This is a genomic window from Streptomyces abyssomicinicus (assembly GCF_008974245.1).
In the GTDB taxonomy this organism is placed as follows: Bacteria; Actinomycetota; Actinomycetes; order Streptomycetales; family Streptomycetaceae; genus Streptomyces; species Streptomyces abyssomicinicus.
The window spans coordinates 722,267-738,536 of sequence record NZ_BBZI01000006.1; the positions used below are offsets into that span (position 1 = coordinate 722,267).

The window sequence follows — 16,270 nt, forward strand, 5'->3', positions numbered from 1 at the left end:
GGGGTTACCTACGGTAAGGCTTGCTGAATCCGTGTCAACAGCTTGAACGCGACCGCAGCGCGTACCGCCCGCTCCCGTCGTCAGGCGGGCAGGGCCGCGGCGTGCCGGCGGGCCTCGCGCAGCCAGCCCTCGCGCGTGGCGGCGTCGGAGCCGGCGATCGTCCGGAAGACCACCCGGCGGACGTCGTCGACGCCCACGTAGGGCAGGACGCAGGCGGTCCAGATGCTGCGCAACGGGTCGCCGAACTCGGCGTCCTCACGCTCGGCGGGCGTGTCGGAGGTGTTCACGACGAGGGCCCGGCGGGCCCTCAGCAGACCCACCGGCTCGCCCTCGCCGGTGCCCAGCTTGTAGGCGACGCCCGGCACCAGCACCCGCTGGACCCAGCCCGTGAGGACGGCCGGCGGCATGCCCCACCAGTTGGGGTGGATGAACACCAGGACGTCGAGCGTGGCCACCTCCGCGCGGTGCGCCGCGACCTGGGCATCGTCGGCGCTCCCGGCGGAGCGGACGGTCTCCGTCTCCTCCGCGGACAGAGCGGCCGCGAACCCTTCGGCGTGGAGGTCGTGCGCGACGACCTCGCAACCGCGGTCGCGCAGCTCCTCCACCACGGCGTGGAACACCGCGTGGTTGAAGCTGCCGGGCCGCGGGTGTGCCATATAGACCCCCGCACGCGTCATTTCGTCCCCCCGAGACAGCGCCTGGTGAACCGGTACGGTCGCCACCGTCGCACAGACGGCCCCGTCACCACCACCGCCGGCCGGCCGGGTGCCGGGCGGACCCGGTCCGCGGCCGGAACGCCCCCGTCACCGCCCGCGCCGGACCACGCACAGGGCCCAGATGACGAACCCCGAGAGCGCGATCACGACGATCGACCACAACGGCGCGTAGGGCAGGGAGAGGAAGCTGGCGACGAGGACGAAGACGGCGACGGCCACCCCCGCGACGCGGGCCCACCGCGCCGACCGGAACAGCGCGACGGCGACGAGCGCGGCGAGCACGCCGAGGGCGAGCTGGATCCAGCTCCAGCCGGTCAGGTCGAACCGGAACACGTAGTCGGGCGACGTGGCGAAGACGTCGTCCCCGGCGATGCCCATGATCCCGCGGAGGACGTCGAGCAGTCCGGTCAGGAGGAGCATCACGGCGGCGAAGAGGTACAGCCCGGTGGCCCATCCCTGCTTGGCCGTGTAGGAGGGCCGGTGGTGCGTCGTGGTCATCGTGTGTCTCGTTCCGTGCGGTCCGGGCGTGCGCGCCCGGCGGGGCCGGGAGGTTCAGGCCCCGGAGGTGTGCGAGGTGTGCGGGGCGGAACCCGGGGGCGTCGGGCCGTGGCCGGACAGCACCAGTTCCTTCGCCCTGCTGAACTCCTCGTCCGTGATGTCGCCGTTGGCGCGGATCTCCGACAGCCGCTCGAGTTCGTCGACGCTGCCGGCCCGGCCGCCGGACGCGACCGCGGCCGCCCTGAGGTACTCGCCGAGCTCCTCCTGCTGGGCCCGCGCCTGCGCCCGCTCCCGGCGGCCCATGTCCTTGCCGCGGACCATCACGTAGGCGAACACGCCCAGGAACGGCACGAAGGTGCAGAGCACCAGCCAGCCGGCCTTGGCCCAGCCGCTCAGCGTGTCGTCCCGGAAGACGTCGAGAACGATCCGGAAGAGCAGGGCGAACCACATGACCCACAGGAAGAACACGAACATGGTCCAGAGCGCGCCCAGCAGGGGGAAGTCGTACGCCAGGTAGGTGGTGGTGTCCATGTCGGTCCTCCGTCCGGCGGGCCCGCTCCCGGCGGTGTCCGGCAGCGTCCTCGCCCACCTCATCGTGCCCACGGGACGCGCCGGGCGGCCTCACCCGGCACGGGTGAGACCGCCCCGGAGCCCCTCACTCCGGCAGCTGCCGCATCTCCACCACGCGCAGCCCCAGCGACTGGCAGCGCGCCAGCAGGCCGTACAGGTGCGCCTCGTCCACGACCGGGCCGTACAGCACGGTCTGCCCGGCCATCACCACGTGGTCCAGCTCCCGGAAGGACTCGGCGAGCGTCTCCGACAGATGTCCCTCGACTCGGATCTCGTAGCGCACAGGAAGTCCCTCCACGAGCGGACGCGTCCTTGGCAGGCCGACGGTGCCCTCCACGACGGTGCCCTCCCTGTGATCCTCCGCCCGCGCGGCGCCGCCGGCCTCACCCGCCGGAGGTGACCGCCGCCCTGCCGCGGGCGGACCGGGCCGTCACTTCAGAGCGATCTTGAAGGAGATGATCAGCAGCCCCAGCAGTAGGTTGACCGCGGCGGTGCCGGCGACCAGGCGCCAGGGAGCCCCGGCGACCCGCGCCGCGGCGACGGACCAGCCGACCTGTCCGGCCACGGCGACGGCGACCGCGAGCCAGAGCGCGCCCCGCACGTCCAGGCCGAGGAGCGGGCTGACGGCCACCGCGGCGGCGGGCGGGACGGCCGCCTTGACGATCGGCCATTCCTCACGGCACACGTGCAGCACGGTCCGGCGGTCGAGGGTCCGGTGCGCGAGGCGGGCCCCGAACAGTTCGCCGTGCACGTGCGCGATCCAGAACACCACGCCGGTGAGCAGCAGCAGGAGGACGAGTTCCAGGCGGGGGAACGAGCCGAGGGTGCCGGCGCCGACCACGACCGAGGCCGCGAGCATGGACCCGTGGACGCCGCCCGTGTAGTCCGCGCCGACGCGGCGGTCCCCGCGCCCGGCGCGGCGACCGCCGTCCGTCCCGCGACCGTGTCCGAACACCGGGCGCCTCCTTCCTGGCCTCGGGCTCCGGCCCCAGCGCCTCCCGGTCCCTCCGCCTTCGCGCCTTCGCGCCGTCCGCCTTCGCGTCCTCCGCCTTCGCGCCGTCCGCCCTGGCGTTCTTCGGCGCCCGCCGCGCCTCCCGGCTACGGCGCCGGCGCCTTCCCGCCGCGTCCCCGGTCCCGCCCCCGCTCCCGTGCCGGCGAGGCGCGGCCGAGGGCCAGCCGCACCACGCTCGGCCAGTCGGTCGCGGCGGCCCGCGGCACGGCGGAACGGCGGTGCGGCACCCGGACCCTGAGGGCACCGGGCGCGATGCGGCACACGACCGGGGACGGCAGCACGACGTGCTCCCCGTCGATGCCCACCGGCAAGGTGTCCGTCCCGGAGGCGACGACGGCCTCGCCGGTGGTCAGGCGGATGAGGCTCGGGGAGCGCGGACCGCGTGCCACCAGGTCGGCCGCCTGGGCGGCGCCCGCGACCCGCACGCACACCACTCCGAGGAGTCCGGTGTCCAGACGCTCCCGGCGGCCCGGGTGTGCCGCGTCGACGGCGCGCCCGTAGGCGTTGTTGCTCACCAGCAGGGCCTGGAGCCCGTCGACGCGCGTCCCGTCGGCCCGCAGCGTCAACCGGGGCGCGTCCTCGCCGGTGAGGAGGGCGGGGAGGCGGCTCAGGGTCGTGGCGGCCTTGGCGTCCCGGTACTCGGGCTCGGTGACGACGAAGGCGTACACGCCGAACGAGGCGTTGTTGACGAACACCCGGTCCGCGGCGTACCCGAGGTCGACCCGGATCTCGGTGCCGTGGGCCAGTGCGTCGAGGGCCTTCGCGGGGTCGTCGCGGTCCAGGCCGAGGTCGAGGGCGAAGTGGTTGCGGGTGCCGGCCGGGATCACCAGGAACGGCAGGTCGTGACGGGCCGCCACCTCGGCCACCAGCGCCTGGGTGCCGTCGCCGCCCGCCACCGCCAGCAGGTCGGCGCCCTCGGCGACGGCCTGCCGGGCCAGTTCGGTGACGTCCCGGCTCCCGTCGAGCAGCACCACCCGGCAGCCCGCCGCCTCGGCCTTCTCCACCAGACGGAAGCGGCCCACCTTGCCGCCGCCGGAGCGGGGGTTCATGAGGACCCACGGCGCCCGGGGCGGCACCGCGACGGACCGGCCGGGGTGCCGGGCCGCGGCGTGCCGGGCGCCCAGCGCGGTACGCGCCGAGACGGCGGCGAGCGACCACAGCGCCAGGGACACCAGCGCCGGCACCAGCATGCCGAAGGCGCCGTACAGGGCGAGGACCGCGGCCGGCGCGGCCACCGCCAGGACGGTCCCGAGGACGCGCACCGCGCCGGTGTGCGACAGCGCCCACCACAGCCCGACGGCGCCCAGCGCCAGGGCGGCGATTCCGAGCAGCGCCCAGAGGACGCTGCGCAGACCGGCGGCGACCAGCGGCACCAGGACGCTGCCCAGCAGGGCGAGCACCGCCAGGCGGGCGCGCCCGGCGGCGCCCCGCGGAACGGGGGCCGCCACGGCCCCCGTCGCGGCAGGTCCCCTGCCGTCGTCCCGGCTCGCGCCGTCGTGTGTCACGGGTCGCCCCGGCCCTGGGGAGGACGCCGGTCTCAGACGCCGAGGCCGTCGTCGCGCCGGACCACGCACAGGGCCCAGATGATGAAGCCCGAGATCGCGATCATCACCAGCGACCAGATCGGGAAGTAGGGCAGGGACAGGAAGTTGGCGATCACGGCGAGCGAGGCGATGGCCACGCCTGCGACACGCGCCCAGGTCGCCGCCTTGAACAGTCCGGCGCTGAGCAGCACGGCCACCACGCCGAGGATCAGGTGGATCCAGCCCCAGCTCGTCAGGTCGAACTCGAACACGTAGTTCGGTGTGCTGACGAAGACCTCGTCCTCCGCCACGGCCATGATGCCCCGGAAGATGTTGAGCAGGCCGAGGAGGAGGAGCATCACGGCGGCGAAGGCCGTCAGGCCGGACGCCCATCCCTGCTTGGCCGTGCTCGCCGACCGGGTGTGTGAGGTGTTGGTCGCGCTCATCGTGTGCCTCATTTCGTCTGTTCCGGCTGCTGGGCGGGGAGTCCCCGGCCCTGCGCCGCTTCCGTGCCACGACCAGCGTGCTCCGGGCGGTGCCCGGTCGGCCTCACCCGGCGGGGGTGAGCCCCCGGGGTCGTCCGGGTGGTCGGATGGAAAGGACGGACACCAGCACGTTGCAGCGGCGTGGCACCGGCCGCAAGTCGGCCGCTCCGCCGCCCTGCCCGCACAGGAGGCCGGAACATGACCGTCCCCAGCGTCTTCACCCCGTCCCTCTCCCCCGCCGGACGCGCGGAGTACGGCCGGAGCGCGCGCGGCCGGGCGCCGCGTTCGGGCCACGGCCGCTACGAACCCCCGCGGCAGCGCTTCGACCCGGTCTCGGTGCTCGACGAGCAGTCGGCCACCCGGGTGGCCGACCTGGTGCCGATCCGCTACGGCCGGATGCTGGAGTCGCCGTTCCGCTTCTACCGGGGCGCGGCCTCGATCATGGCGGCGGATCTGGGGCCGCTGCCCGACAGCGGGCTGCGGGTGCAGCTCTGCGGGGACGCCCACCCGCTGAACTTCCGGCTGCTCGCCTCGCCGGAGCGCCGGCTGGTCTTCGACATCAACGACTTCGACGAGACCCTGCAAGGGCCGTTCGAGTGGGACGTGAAGCGGCTGGCGTCCGGGTTCGTGACGGCGGCCCGGGCGAACGGGCTGTCCGTGAAGGAGCAGGACGCCGTCGTGCGGGCCTGCGTGCGGGCGTACCGGGAGCGGATGCGCCAGTTCGCCGGCATGCGCACCCTCGACGTCTGGTACGCCCAGGACGACGCCGACCGGATCCGGGAACTGGCCTCCTCGATGGACGGCGAGGCCGGGCGCCGTGCCGCCAAGGCCGCGGAGCGGGCCCGCACCCGCACCCATCTGCGCGCCTTCGCCAAGCTGACCCGGATGACCGCCGAGGGCCGTCGCATCACTCCGGACCCACCGCTGGTCACTCCGCTCGGCCGTCTTCGGGACCGGCCCTCCCGGACGGTGCTCGAGGAGGAGATGCGCACCCTGCTGGAGGGGTACGCGCGGACGCTGCCGCCCGAGCGCAGGCACCTGCTGCGGCACTACCGCCTGGTGGACCTGGCCCGCAAAGTGGTGGGCGTCGGCAGTGTCGGCACGCGCTGCTGGATCGTGCTCCTGCTCGGCAGGGACGACGACGATCCCCTGCTGCTCCAGGCCAAGGAGGCCCAGGACTCGGTGCTGGCCCCGTACGCGGGCGGCGACCGCGACGACAACCAGGGCCGCCGCGTGGTGACCGGGCAGCACCTGATGCAGACGACCAGCGACATCTTCCTGGGCTGGACGCACCTGCGGGGGCTCGACGGGCAGCCGCGGGACTTCTACGTCCGCCAGCTGTGGGACTGGAAGGGCATCCCGCGGCCGGAGACCATGGGGCCGGAGCTGCTCGTCCTGTTCGCCCGGCTGTGCGGGGCCTGTCTGGCGCGGGCCCACGCCCGCTCCGGCGATCCCGTCGCCCTCGCCGCCTACCTGGGCGGCGGCGACCGCTTCGACCGCGCCCTCGCCGAGTTCGCCCAGGCCTACGCCGACCAGAACGAGCGGGACTTCGCGGCGCTCCAGGCCGCCTTCCGGTCGGGCCGCATCAGCGCGAAGCGGCTGTGAGGGTGTGCGGCCCTCGCGGCGGCCTCGGACGCGCCGCGGCCTCGAAGGCGCCTCGGCGCGAGAGGAGTCCGCGGCGTCGGAGGAGCCCGCGGCGTCAGAGGAGTCCGAGGCTCCGCGCGCGGCGCACGGCGTCGCCGCGCCGGCTCACCGCGAGCTTGCGGTACACGCTCTTGAGGTGCGTCTTCACGGTGTTCACCGACAGGCACAGGTCGGCGGCGATCTCCTCGGTCGACATCATCCCGGCCAGCCGCGCCAGGACGTCGCGCTCACGGCCGCTCAGCTCCCCCGCGACCAGCTCCCCCGCGACGAGTTCCCCGGGCACCCGCGCCGGGGACGGCTCGTCGCCGGGCCGCGGCGGTCCGGGCGTGAGCCAGCCGGCCGCCAGTTCCCGCAGCGGGGCGGTGGCCAGCAGCGGCCGGATCCACGCCCCGGCGTCGAGGAAGGGACGCCGCAGCCGCTCCCGCCGGGCGTCGAGGAGCGCCCGCTCGACGAGCCTGCGGGCGGTGGCGGCGTCCCCGGCGCCGTCCGCGGCCCGCGCCCGCACCAGCGCCGCCCGCACGGACACCGCCGGGCCCGTCCCGCCCTGGGCCCGCACGCTCTCGAGCAGCTCGGCGGCGGCCTCCGGGCGCCCCGCGGCGAGCTGGATCGCCGCCGCCTCCACCGCGCAGGCCGGCTGGCCGGCGGGCACCTCCCGCAGCAGTTCGACGGCCGCTTCCGGGCGTCCCTCGGCCAGGTGGGCGGCGGAGGCGACGACCGCGGCGTGGCCCGCGGCCCAGGGCGAGGCCACGGCGGCGGGGACGCCCGGGCGCACGGCCTCGGCGGCGGCCCGCGCCTTGCCGTCGGCCAGCAGCAGCCGGGCCGTGGCGAGGGCTTCGCAGGCCGCCGGCACCGGGTCGCGCGTCGGCGAGGAGCGCCCCCGGGCGGCCTCACCGAGCAGGTCGCGCGCCCGGTCCCGTTCGTCGTGCTCGACGGCCACCGCGGCCAGGACCAGCCGTCCGATGCCCGAGCCGGAGGGCTCGGACACACCGGCCCGTTCCTCCTCGGCCACCGCCGCCAGTGCCCTGCGTTCCGCCCGGCCGGGCCAGCCGGTCAGGAGGTCGAGCAGGGCGAGGTGACCCAGCGACTCCTCCCGGGGCAGCGCGGTGGAAGGGCCGCCGGGAGTCCTCGCCGCCGTGCTCAGGGCCGCCCGGGCGTCCTCGAAGCGGCCTCCCCACAGGCGAGCCGAGCCGACGTGGGTCAGCAGCAGCGCGGCGAGCTCCGGGTGCTCCTCCAGGTGACGCGCCGGGACCTCCCGTATCAGCCGGTCCGCCGCCAGGGCGGCCTTCTCGGCCGGCGGCGGGCTTCCGGCGAGCCGTGCGGCCAGTGCCTCGAGCAGCGCGCGGCTCAGTCGCGCCGCGGCCGACGAGGGCGAGCCGTCGGCCGGGCCGTCGCCGCCCGGGCGTTCCCCGGCCAACAGCTCACCGGCGTGGCGCAGGTGCACCAGCCCGTGGTCGAGGTCCTGCCGCGCCAGGTCGCGGGCCGCCCGCACCAGGTCGGTCGCCGGGGTCCGGGCCTCGGGGCCCATGCCGGAGAACAGCTGGGTCAGCTCACCGGCGCGCAGCCCCGTCAGGAGCCGGCCGATCGCGAGGTCGTCGACGAGGGCGCCGGCGGCGAAGTCCCACTCCTGCGCCGCCGCCCCGTGGGCGAGCGCCTCCGGCAGGAATCCGGCCCGGCGCAGCCACCACGCGGCCCGCCGGTGGAGTTCCGGCTCCAGTCCGGGCAGCCGTACCCGCAGGTGGGCCCGGAGGATCTCCCCGAACAGCGGGTGGAGCCGGTACCACGAGTGCCCGAGGTCCTCGACGAACGCGTTCGCGCGGTGCAGCTCGACGAGCAGGGGCTCGGCGTCGACGCGGCCGGTCAGGGCGTTCGCCAGGTCGGGGCGGAAGCGGTCCAGGACGCTCACCCGCAGCAGGAGGTCCTGCGTCGCCGGCGTCAGCCCCTCGAGGACCTCGGCCAGCAGGAAGTCCGCGATCGCGCTGCGGCCCGCCTCGAACTCCTTGAGGTACCTCTCCGGGTCGTCGCTCTCCCGGGCCGCCAGGGCGCACAGGCCCAAGCCGGCGGCCCAGCCCCCGGTGCGGTCCACCAGGGCGCGCGCGGGCTGGGCGGGAAGGCTCAGACCGTGCAGTTCCAGCAGTGCGGCGGCCTCCTCGGGCGTGAAGGCCAGCTCCGCGGCGCGGATCTCGGTCAGTTCGCCCGCCGCCCGGTAGCGGTGCAGCGGGAGCAGCGGCTCGACGCGGGTGGCGAGGACCAGGTGCATGCCCCGTCCGGCATGGCGCAGCACGAACTCCAGCTGCTCCGCGATCTCCGGGGCGCCGCCGACCCGGTCGTAGGCGTCGAGCACGACGACCACGGGCCGGCCGGCCTCCTCGAGTTCGGCGGCGAGGGCGGCCAGCAGCCGGGCGTCGACCCGGGAGGCGTCCGTGGGGAGCGGTCCGGGGCGCAGCGCCCCGCAGGAGCGCAGGGCCTGGAGGACGTACGTCCAGAACACGCCGGGCCGCCGGTCCCCCGCCTCGACGGTGACCCAGGCGACCGGCTGCCGCAGGCCGGTGGCCCAGTCGGCGGTCAGCAGGGTCTTGCCCGCTCCGGCCGGTCCGCCGACCAGAGTGAGCGGTGTCCGCAGGGCCCGGTCGAGACCGCGGACCAGCCGTGGGCGCGGCAGGTGGGCCGGGGGTCTGGCGGGTGGCACGATCCGGGTGCGCAGGAAGGGGTCCGCCAGTGCGTCGACGCCGGGCGGGCCGGCCCGGCCGGCGGTGCCCGGGGCGTTCTCGTCGGTCTCCGCCACAGCGCTCACCACCACTGTCCGCAGGTCGTGGACCGCCCCCGCCTCCAGCATCCCAGCCCTCCCGCCGGACCGCACGGCCGTGACCTGCCCGGCCGGCCGTGGCGGGGGCCGTCGGCCCCGCCGTGACGGGCCGGGGATCGCCGGGGTCAGGGGGCCTCCGGCATCGGACGCGGGCCGACGTCACGAGCAGGGCGACGCCATGAGCAGGCCGACGTTACGAGCGGGCCGACGTCACGAGCGGGCCGACCTCAGGTCCCCGCCGGCGCCAGGGGCCTGCCGGGGTCAGAGAAGGCGGTCCGGGGGACGCGGGGCACGACCGACTCGGCGAGGCCGGTGAGCGTCCGGCCCGGGCCGACCTCCAGCAGGCGGTCGCAGGCCAGCTCCGTGGTGAGCGTGCGCAGCGTGTCCGCCCAGCGGACCGGCATGGTGAGCTGGCGGCGCAGCAGTTCCGCCCAGTGCGGCCCGCCGCGGTAGGTGCGGGCGTCGGAGCCGGAGACGACCGCGGTGTGGCCCGGCATGAAGCGGGCCGCGGCCAGGGCCGCCGCGACGGGCTCGACGGCCTCGGCCATGAGCGGGGTGTGGAAGGCGCCGTCGGCCACGAGCGGGGTCACCTTCACCGCCCCGGCCCGCTCCAGCGCCCGGGCGCAGCGTTCCAGGTCGGCCGTCCGGCCGGCGACGACGGCCTGCCGCGGCGCGTCGAAGTGCGCCACCCAGACCTGCCCGCCGCGCGCGTGCTCGTCGTCGACCACCCGCTGGACCCGTGTGGCGTCCAGGCCGGTCACGGCCGCCGTCGCGCCCTCGGCCCGTTCGCAGGCCGCCCGCATCGCCGCGCCGCGTACCGTCACCAGGCGCACCGCGTCCCCCGCGTCGAGGATCCCGGCGGCCACGAGCGCGGAGTACTCGCCGAGGCCGTGCCCGGCGCAGCCTCCCGGGAAGGTGGCCAGGGGGTGCTGGTGGCGCAGTTCGGTCAGCGCCACCAGGGCGAGGGTGAGGACGGCGAGCTGGGCGTTGTCGGTACGCCGCAGCGTGGCGGCGTCCGCGTCGAGGAGGAGGGTCCCGACGTCCCGGCCGGCCACCTCGGAGACCTCCGCCACCACGCCCCAACCCGGGCTGCGGGTCCAGGGCAGTCCCATGCCGGGGCGCTGCGCTCCCTGGCCGGAAAACATCAACGCCAGTCGGGTGATCGTCATCGTCTACCGTCTCCTTCCTTCGGACGGGCGCGATGCGCCGCTCCGTGCCTTCCACCGCGTGCGCGGCCCTCGGCACAAGCGCCGTCCCCTTCCCGGACATGGCCCACCGGGCCGCTTTTTCCGCGGTTTCTCCGAGAAATGAAACCACTTCTGAAGCGATGTGCGACCACGCGTTCCACTTGGGTGGTGGGCCAATACACCTAAAGAAAGGGACAGTGTTTCCTTAGCCGATTCCCCCTTGTTCACCTGCTTTTCAAGCGTCTAGCTTTATCGCCGTGACACCGGATCGGACCGGGCGGCGGAAAACCGTGGAAACGGCTTCGCCGGCACGACGGCCGGAAGGGCACGGCGCCGGCCGTGACGTCACGGACCGGAAGGAGGCGGCACGGCGTCCGGCGCGGTGACCGCCGGAGCGGAAGGCACGACGAGGCTGGACCGGGGGCGCTGACGCCCCTCCCGAGCAGCCGCCGCACGTACATCCCCCCCGTGCGGCGGCATCAGCCCCCCGTCAGACGGCGGCGGCCTGGCCGATCAGTGACAGGTGCGCGCACATCTGCGTGCCCATGAACACGCGGTACGGCCGTCGCCGGCGGGCGCGCGAGTCGGTGGAGCGGACCGTGAGGACGACGGCGGCGAGCACCAGTGCGCCCACCAGGACCGCGCCCGCGGTGGGCAGCAGGTGCGGCGCCCAGCGCGCCGCCCCGGCGGTGAAACCGCCTCCGACCAGACACGCGCCCACCGCGACCAGGACGCCGGTGCGCCGCTCGCCCAGCGTGACCGCCCAGGTCCGGCGCCCGGCGGCGGCATCGCCCTTGATGTCCGAGAAGTCCTTCACGACCGCGCCGACCAGCGCCATCCACAGCGACATGGCCAGAGCCGTCAGCAGCAGCGCCGGCATGGTCGGCCGGATGCCCAGGGCGACCGGGCCGGCGGCGTAGGTGAGCAGTCCGGAGCAGAACACCACGCCCATCGCGGTGGGGGTGCTGTTCTTCCAGCCGGTGCGCGGCGCCGAGTAGCCGTACCCGAGCAGCAGCAGCAGCGCGCAGAGCAACAGGGTGCCCACCCCCGCGCAGGCCGAGAGGACGAGCGCGGCGACCGCCGCGCCGCGGGCGACGGCCAGGGCCGTCCGGGGGGACAGCCGGCCGCTCGCGATCGGCCGGGTGGAGCCGTTGACACGGTCCTCGGGGCAATCCATGCAGCCGTTGTAGAGGTACGTGTAGAGAATCGCGCAGAACCAGGCGAGGGAACCGAGCACCACCTGGAGCACCGGCCGCGCGCCGGTGACCGCCGCCGGCCCCAGCGCGAGTGCCACACCGGTGGCGTAACGGAGCTGAAAGGCCACCAGAACGGCGGGGCGTGTTTCGTCGAGGCAGAGCAGGGCCGTTCTCGGAATTCCGGAAATCGGATCACTGGGCGCATCAACGGGCAGTGTCCGCATCGTCGCTGTCGGCATGCCCAGGAGCCTAGGCAGCCACATGCCGACCTGACTGCTCCGCAAATGTGTCACTCGTACTCCTAAAGTGACAGACACCGATCAACGGACGAAGTTCCTCCGTTTTCCCGGGTTTTTCCGGGCGGCCGCTCTGGTACGCCGGACCACCGCAGAAGTGGACCCCTCCCCCCTTTCCCGCCCGCGCTTGGCTGGTGCGCAGGCGGGCGCCGTCGTCTTGGCGGCACCCCGCTTCCCGTGACGGGCCGTTGGCAAGCCCTGGTCCATTTCCGACCCCGGGAAGCCCTCATGCGTACCCTGCTGCCCCCGACCCCGCGTGCCCCGGTTCTCGCACCCGGGGAAATCCACGTCTGGCCCGTTCCCCTGGGCCGCGTTCCGCTCGACGCCGCGGACGCGGTCCTCTCCCCCGCCGAACGCGCGCGTGCGGAACGCATCCGCCGCCCCGTCGGCCGCCGGCGCTACCGCGCCGCGCATCTGGCGCTGCGCACCCTGCTCGCCGGCTACCTCGGCGTCGCCCCCGACCTGCCCCGCTTCGTCCGCCGCTGCCCCGAACCGGAGGTGTGCGGCGACTGCGGCGGCGGCCGGCCCGTGCTGGCGGCCGGCCCCTGGCCGCACCTCGAGTTCAGCCTGTCGCACTCCGGCTCCGCCGCCCTGGTGGGCGTGGTCCGGGCGCCCGGCACGGTCGGCGTGGACGTCGAACGGATCCGTGACGCCTTCGACTGGAGCCGGCTGCCCCTGGTGGGCGCGCAGGACCGGGTGTCCGGGTTCCGGACCTGGACCGCCATCGAGGCCGTGGGCAAGGCGGCCGGCACCGGACTGCGCGACCCCGTCTCCATCGGCCCGCCGGCCCGCGGACCGCGCCGCGCGCGACGGTCCGGGGATTCCTCCGACTGGTATGTGCACGAGGTCGATTGCCCCGACGGATACGTGGGTTCAGTCGCCACACACACGGTGGACACCGTCGTCAGATCGTTTCCCTGGCCGCCTTCCGGATGCGGCCCAGGATGCGAGATGGGCTAATGTGCACATTGACAGACTGTTAGCTGACGGCGAGTATCGCAGGGTTGGTTCCAGGGGGGTGGGGACTCCGGTGACTCATACAGGCCTATCGGTAGCCGGCCAGAATAGTTTAATTGCTGAACAATTTCTGGCCCGATCCCCGGAATTAATTGCACGCTACCGTCAACGACTGGAAGAGATCAAAAGTCCCCTGGTCACCGACGAGGCGACCTGGAGCACCTGCGCCCTGCAGGCCGAACGGATCTTCCAGGACTGCGTGGAGAGCCTGCGCAGCGGCCGGCCCGAGGTGCGCAACGCGCTGGTGCAGCAGGTCGAGGGCCTCGGGACGGAGCGGGCCACCCAGGGCATCGGCGGCGTGCACTCCCTGCGTGCCGGGATCCTCCTCTTCGACCTCGTCTTCGACGCGCTCGCCGAGGTCGTGGCGTCGAAGCCGGAGGAGTTCGACCGCTTCCGGGCGGGGGTGCGCGCGCTCCAGCGGGGCATCGGGATGCGCCTCGAGGCCGGTGCGCTCGGCCACGACACCTACCTCCTCAACACGGTGCGGGAGGTCAACGCCGCCGCCCAGCGGCAGCTCGCCCGCGAGATCCACGACCATCTCGGCAACAACGTGAGCCTCGCCCTGCGCCAGTTGGAGCTGCACGAGCTCGAACTGCGCAGGGGCGTCGGCCCGCAGGAGGTCGAGACGCGGATCGGCGCCGTCAAGGAGACCCTCACCGACTCGCTCGGGATCATCCGCGACCTGGTCACCCAGCTGCGCCGCGCCGAACGCGAGGGCACGCTGGAGTCGTCGTTCGCCGCGTTCCTGGAGTCGATGGAGATCACCTCCTCCAAGGTCCGCATCCAGGTCAACGGCAGCGAGGAGTGGGCCACCCAGCCCGTGCTGGACGAGGTGTTCCTCGTGGTGCGGGAGTGCCTGCGCAACTCCCTGGCGCACGCCGACGCGGACCACGTCCTCGCGGTGGTCGACATCGCCCCCTACGGCGTGCACGCGCTGATCGAGGACGACGGCTGCGGCTTCGACGTCTCGAAGGTCGCCACGGCGGGCCGTGCCAACGGCATCGCCTCCGCCACCGAGCGGGTCGAACTGCTCGGCGGCACCATCCTCTTCAGCAGCGACCCGGAGAACCGCGGCACCAGGGTCACGGTCACCATTCCGCTGCGGAACCTCCCGGGAGATTCCGTTGAATCCGCCAAGTGACCTCATCCGCATCGTCGCCGCCGACGACCACACGCTGCTGCGCACGGCCCTCGCCGAGCTGCTCAACGCCGAACCCGACCTCCAGGTCGTGGCGGAGGCGAGCAGCGGGCGCGGGCTCGTCGAGCTGGTGGAGCGGCACCGGCCGCACGTGCTGCTGCTCGACGTGGAGATGCCCGACCACCAGCCCCGCGCGGCGGTGCGCAGGCTGCTCGAGCGCTTCCCCGGGCTGCGGATCGTCATCCTCACCATGTACGACGACCAGCCGCTCGTTCACGAGCTGCTGCAGCTCGGGGCGCAGGGCTACCTGCACAAGAGCGTCTCGCGCGAGGCCCTGCTCAGCACGGTCCGCAACGCCGCCCGGGAGGACGACCAGGTCACCATCCTGGTGCCGCGGTCCGGGTTCACCGTGAACGGGGACCAGTCCGGCGAGCAGAACGCGGGGCCGATGTCCCCGCGCGAGCGCGAGGTGCTGTCCTGCGTCGCGGAGGCCATGAGCAACCGCCAGATCGCGGTCCGGCTCGGCATCACCGAGGGCACCGTGAAGCGGCACCTGCGCAACATCTTCGACAAGCTGGACGCGGTCTCGCGGATCGACGCGGTGAACAAGGCCCGCGCGCACAAGCTCATCGCGGGCCCCCGGGGCCGCCTGATGCGCTAGGAGCCCCCCGGCGGCCCCGTGGCCCGCACGCCGCCGCCGCACGCCGTTGCGCGGCCCCGTGGGGCGCCCCGCGGCCGTCCCCGCCCGCGGCGCGCCCGCGGTCAGCGGCGGCGGGCCTCCTCGTAGGCCTCCCCGATCGCCGCCATCGCCTCCGCGATGCCCGTCAGCGGCAGCGAGCCGTAGCCCAGCATCAGCGCCGGCGGACCGGGCGGGCCGCCGAAGCGGAACTGCTGGCCGCCGCGGACCAGCACCGAGCGGCGCAGCGCGCCGTGCACCACCGCCGCCTCGTCGGTGCCCGGCGGCAGCAGGGCGTAGCTGTGCAGGCCGGCCGCGCAGCCGCTGAGCCGCGCCTCGGGCAGGGACTCCCGGACGGCCGCGGCCAGCGCCTCACGGCGGGAGCGGTAGCGGGAGCGGACCCGGCGCAGGTGCCGGTCCAGCAGGCCGCTGCGCATCAGCTCGGCGAAGGCGAGCTGGGTGAGGGTGTCGGAGCCCTGGTCCTGCCGGGAGCGGACCCTCTCGAGCAGCGGGTAGAGCCGCGGGGGTATCGCCAGCCAGCCCAGGCGCAGCCCGGGGACCAGGACCTTGCTGGTGGTGCCCGCGTACACCACGCGCTCCGGGTCGCCCTCCTGCAGCGCGGCGGGTCTGCCGCCGTGCTCGAACCAGAACTCGCCGTCGTAGTCGTCCTCGATGATCCAGCCGTCGCGCTCCCGCGCCCACGCGAGGAGCTGCGCCCGCCGCGCGGGCGAGAGCATCACGCCGGTCGGGAACTGGTGCGCGGGGGTGACCAGGACGGCGCGGGCGCCCGTGCGGTCCAGGGCCTCGACGACCAGGCCCTCCTCGTCGACCGGCACCGGCACCGGTGTCATCCCGGTGTCCAGGATGAAGCGGCGCTGCCCGTTGTGCCCCGGCTCCTCGATGGCGAGTTCGTGGATGCCCAGCCGCTTCAGGGAGTCGGACAGCAGCGCCAGTCCCTGCGCGAACCCCGCGGTGACCATCACCTGCGCGGGCTCGGTGTGCACCGACCGCACCCGGCCCAGATAGCCGGCGAGTTCGTTGCGCAGCTCGGCGATGCCGGCGACGGGCGGGTAGTCCATGCCCTCACGGCCGACGTTCTGCAGCACCTTGGTGTAGGAGTTGAGCCACTCCTGGCGGGGGAAGTTCGACAGATTCGCGATGCCGACCCGTAAGTCCCAGCGCGACTGCGCGGCCGGACGGGAGTCCAGCAGGGGCGCGTAACCGCCGCCCTCGGGCAGCTTCCGGGTGACCCGGGTGCCCGACCCGCGGACCGCGTCGAGGTACCCCTCGGCGATCAGCTGCTCGTACGCCTCGACCACCACGCTGCGCGAAAGCCGCAGGTCCTGGGCGAGTTGACGGCTCGACGGGAGCCGCACACCGGGCTGCAGGACCCGGTCCTCGATCCGCACCTTTATGGCGTTCTGCAGCTGCGTGGTCAGCGGTACGGCCGAGTCCCGGTCCACCTGGACCGACAGATGCCAGGCCATCTGGTCTGCTCCGTTCCCCCCG

15 protein-coding genes are annotated in these 16,270 nt (G+C 74.5%); 4 read left to right on the forward strand and 11 right to left on the reverse strand.

All coding sequences use genetic code 11. The annotated features are described in order from the left end of the window. Positions 1 to 80 precede the first annotated feature (80 nt). From GBN72_RS10635 to GBN72_RS10665, 7 genes are all read right to left on the reverse strand, one after another. A complete protein-coding gene (locus tag GBN72_RS10635; protein ID WP_246212408.1) occupies positions 81 to 656 on the reverse strand; it encodes an NAD(P)H-dependent oxidoreductase in 576 nt (191 codons plus the stop codon). Positions 657 to 803: 147 nt separating this feature from the next. Next, positions 804 to 1,214: a DUF7144 family membrane protein gene (locus GBN72_RS10640; RefSeq protein WP_151771461.1), complete on the reverse strand. Its 411-nt coding sequence runs from the start codon at positions 1,212 to 1,214 to the stop codon at positions 804 to 806. 54 nt (positions 1,215 to 1,268) lie between these two features. Continuing rightward, positions 1,269 to 1,745, reverse strand: a complete 477-nt coding sequence (locus GBN72_RS10645) for an SHOCT domain-containing protein (protein ID WP_151771462.1) — start codon at positions 1,743 to 1,745, stop codon at positions 1,269 to 1,271. Between the two features lie 124 nt (positions 1,746 to 1,869). Continuing rightward, a complete protein-coding gene (locus GBN72_RS10650; RefSeq protein ID WP_151771977.1) occupies positions 1,870 to 2,067 on the reverse strand; it encodes a DUF8691 family protein in 198 nt (65 codons plus the stop codon). Positions 2,068 to 2,214: 147 nt separating this feature from the next. Beyond that, on the reverse strand, positions 2,215 to 2,739 hold the full coding sequence (locus GBN72_RS10655; RefSeq protein WP_151771463.1) for a hypothetical protein: 525 nt from the start codon (positions 2,737 to 2,739) through the stop codon (positions 2,215 to 2,217). Between the two features lie 143 nt (positions 2,740 to 2,882). Further along, positions 2,883 to 4,244, reverse strand: coding sequence for a diacylglycerol/lipid kinase family protein (locus GBN72_RS10660; protein ID WP_246212409.1), 1,362 nt, complete (start codon positions 4,242 to 4,244; stop codon positions 2,883 to 2,885). A gap of 89 nt (positions 4,245 to 4,333) precedes the next feature. Beyond that, positions 4,334 to 4,765, reverse strand: a complete 432-nt coding sequence (locus GBN72_RS10665) for a DUF7144 family membrane protein (protein WP_151771464.1) — start codon at positions 4,763 to 4,765, stop codon at positions 4,334 to 4,336. A gap of 237 nt (positions 4,766 to 5,002) precedes the next feature. Between GBN72_RS10665 and GBN72_RS10670 the strand changes: the two genes are divergently transcribed. Continuing rightward, the gene (locus GBN72_RS10670) at positions 5,003 to 6,409 is read left to right on the forward strand and encodes a DUF2252 domain-containing protein (RefSeq protein ID WP_151771465.1); all 1,407 of its coding nucleotides are present in this window, start codon (positions 5,003 to 5,005) and stop codon (positions 6,407 to 6,409) included. Between the two features lie 94 nt (positions 6,410 to 6,503). On the opposite strand, the gene GBN72_RS10675 is transcribed toward GBN72_RS10670, so the two are convergent. The 3 genes from GBN72_RS10675 to GBN72_RS10685 form a co-directional block, all read right to left on the reverse strand. Then, positions 6,504 to 9,281 (reverse strand): winged helix-turn-helix domain-containing protein, encoded by a 2,778-nt coding sequence (locus tag GBN72_RS10675; RefSeq protein WP_151771466.1) that lies wholly within the window; start codon positions 9,279 to 9,281, stop codon positions 6,504 to 6,506. Between the two features lie 197 nt (positions 9,282 to 9,478). Next, positions 9,479 to 10,420, reverse strand: coding sequence for an ACP S-malonyltransferase (locus GBN72_RS10680; protein WP_151771467.1), 942 nt, complete (start codon positions 10,418 to 10,420; stop codon positions 9,479 to 9,481). Positions 10,421 to 10,928: 508 nt separating this feature from the next. Further along, positions 10,929 to 11,732: a UbiA family prenyltransferase gene (locus tag GBN72_RS10685; protein WP_164540533.1), complete on the reverse strand. Its 804-nt coding sequence runs from the start codon at positions 11,730 to 11,732 to the stop codon at positions 10,929 to 10,931. A 426-nt stretch (positions 11,733 to 12,158) separates the two neighbouring features. Between GBN72_RS10685 and GBN72_RS34055 the strand changes: the two genes are divergently transcribed. The 3 genes from GBN72_RS34055 (at position 12,159) to GBN72_RS10695 (ending at position 14,746) form a co-directional block, all read left to right on the forward strand. Next, positions 12,159 to 12,890, forward strand: a complete 732-nt coding sequence (locus tag GBN72_RS34055) for a 4'-phosphopantetheinyl transferase family protein (protein WP_164540535.1) — start codon at positions 12,159 to 12,161, stop codon at positions 12,888 to 12,890. Between the two features lie 70 nt (positions 12,891 to 12,960). Continuing rightward, positions 12,961 to 14,088, forward strand: coding sequence for a sensor histidine kinase (locus GBN72_RS10690; protein ID WP_164540537.1), 1,128 nt, complete (start codon positions 12,961 to 12,963; stop codon positions 14,086 to 14,088). Further along, on the forward strand, positions 14,072 to 14,746 hold the full coding sequence (locus GBN72_RS10695; RefSeq protein WP_151771470.1) for a response regulator: 675 nt from the start codon (positions 14,072 to 14,074) through the stop codon (positions 14,744 to 14,746). Before GBN72_RS10690 ends, GBN72_RS10695 begins: the two co-directional genes overlap by 17 nt. A gap of 101 nt (positions 14,747 to 14,847) precedes the next feature. Here the strand turns inward: GBN72_RS10695 and pdxR are convergent, their stop codons facing one another. Continuing rightward, complete coding sequence (gene pdxR, locus GBN72_RS10700; protein WP_151771471.1) at positions 14,848 to 16,248, reverse strand: MocR-like pyridoxine biosynthesis transcription factor PdxR; 1,401 nt, start codon at positions 16,246 to 16,248, stop codon at positions 14,848 to 14,850. Positions 16,249 to 16,270: the final 22 nt, after the last annotated feature.

What these genes read in the sequence shown, in the direction of transcription:
- GBN72_RS10665 (WP_151771464.1), bottom strand. Translation starts at nt 4,765, where the DNA reads ATGAGCGCGACCAACACCTCACACACCCGGTCGGCGAGCACGGCCAAG.
- GBN72_RS10645 (WP_151771462.1), bottom strand. Translation starts at nt 1,745, where the DNA reads ATGGACACCACCACCTACCTGGCGTACGACTTCCCCCTGCTGGGCGCG.
- GBN72_RS10670 (WP_151771465.1), top strand. Translation starts at nt 5,003, where the DNA reads ATGACCGTCCCCAGCGTCTTCACCCCGTCCCTCTCCCCCGCCGGACGC.
- GBN72_RS34055 (WP_164540535.1), top strand. Translation starts at nt 12,159, where the DNA reads ATGCGTACCCTGCTGCCCCCGACCCCGCGTGCCCCGGTTCTCGCACCC.
- GBN72_RS10635 (WP_246212408.1), bottom strand. Translation starts at nt 656, where the DNA reads ATGGCACACCCGCGGCCCGGCAGCTTCAACCACGCGGTGTTCCACGCC.
- pdxR (WP_151771471.1), bottom strand. Translation starts at nt 16,248, where the DNA reads ATGGCCTGGCATCTGTCGGTCCAGGTGGACCGGGACTCGGCCGTACCG.
- GBN72_RS10675 (WP_151771466.1), bottom strand. Translation starts at nt 9,281, where the DNA reads ATGCTGGAGGCGGGGGCGGTCCACGACCTGCGGACAGTGGTGGTGAGC.
- GBN72_RS10680 (WP_151771467.1), bottom strand. Translation starts at nt 10,420, where the DNA reads ATGACGATCACCCGACTGGCGTTGATGTTTTCCGGCCAGGGAGCGCAG.
- GBN72_RS10640 (WP_151771461.1), bottom strand. Translation starts at nt 1,214, where the DNA reads ATGACCACGACGCACCACCGGCCCTCCTACACGGCCAAGCAGGGATGG.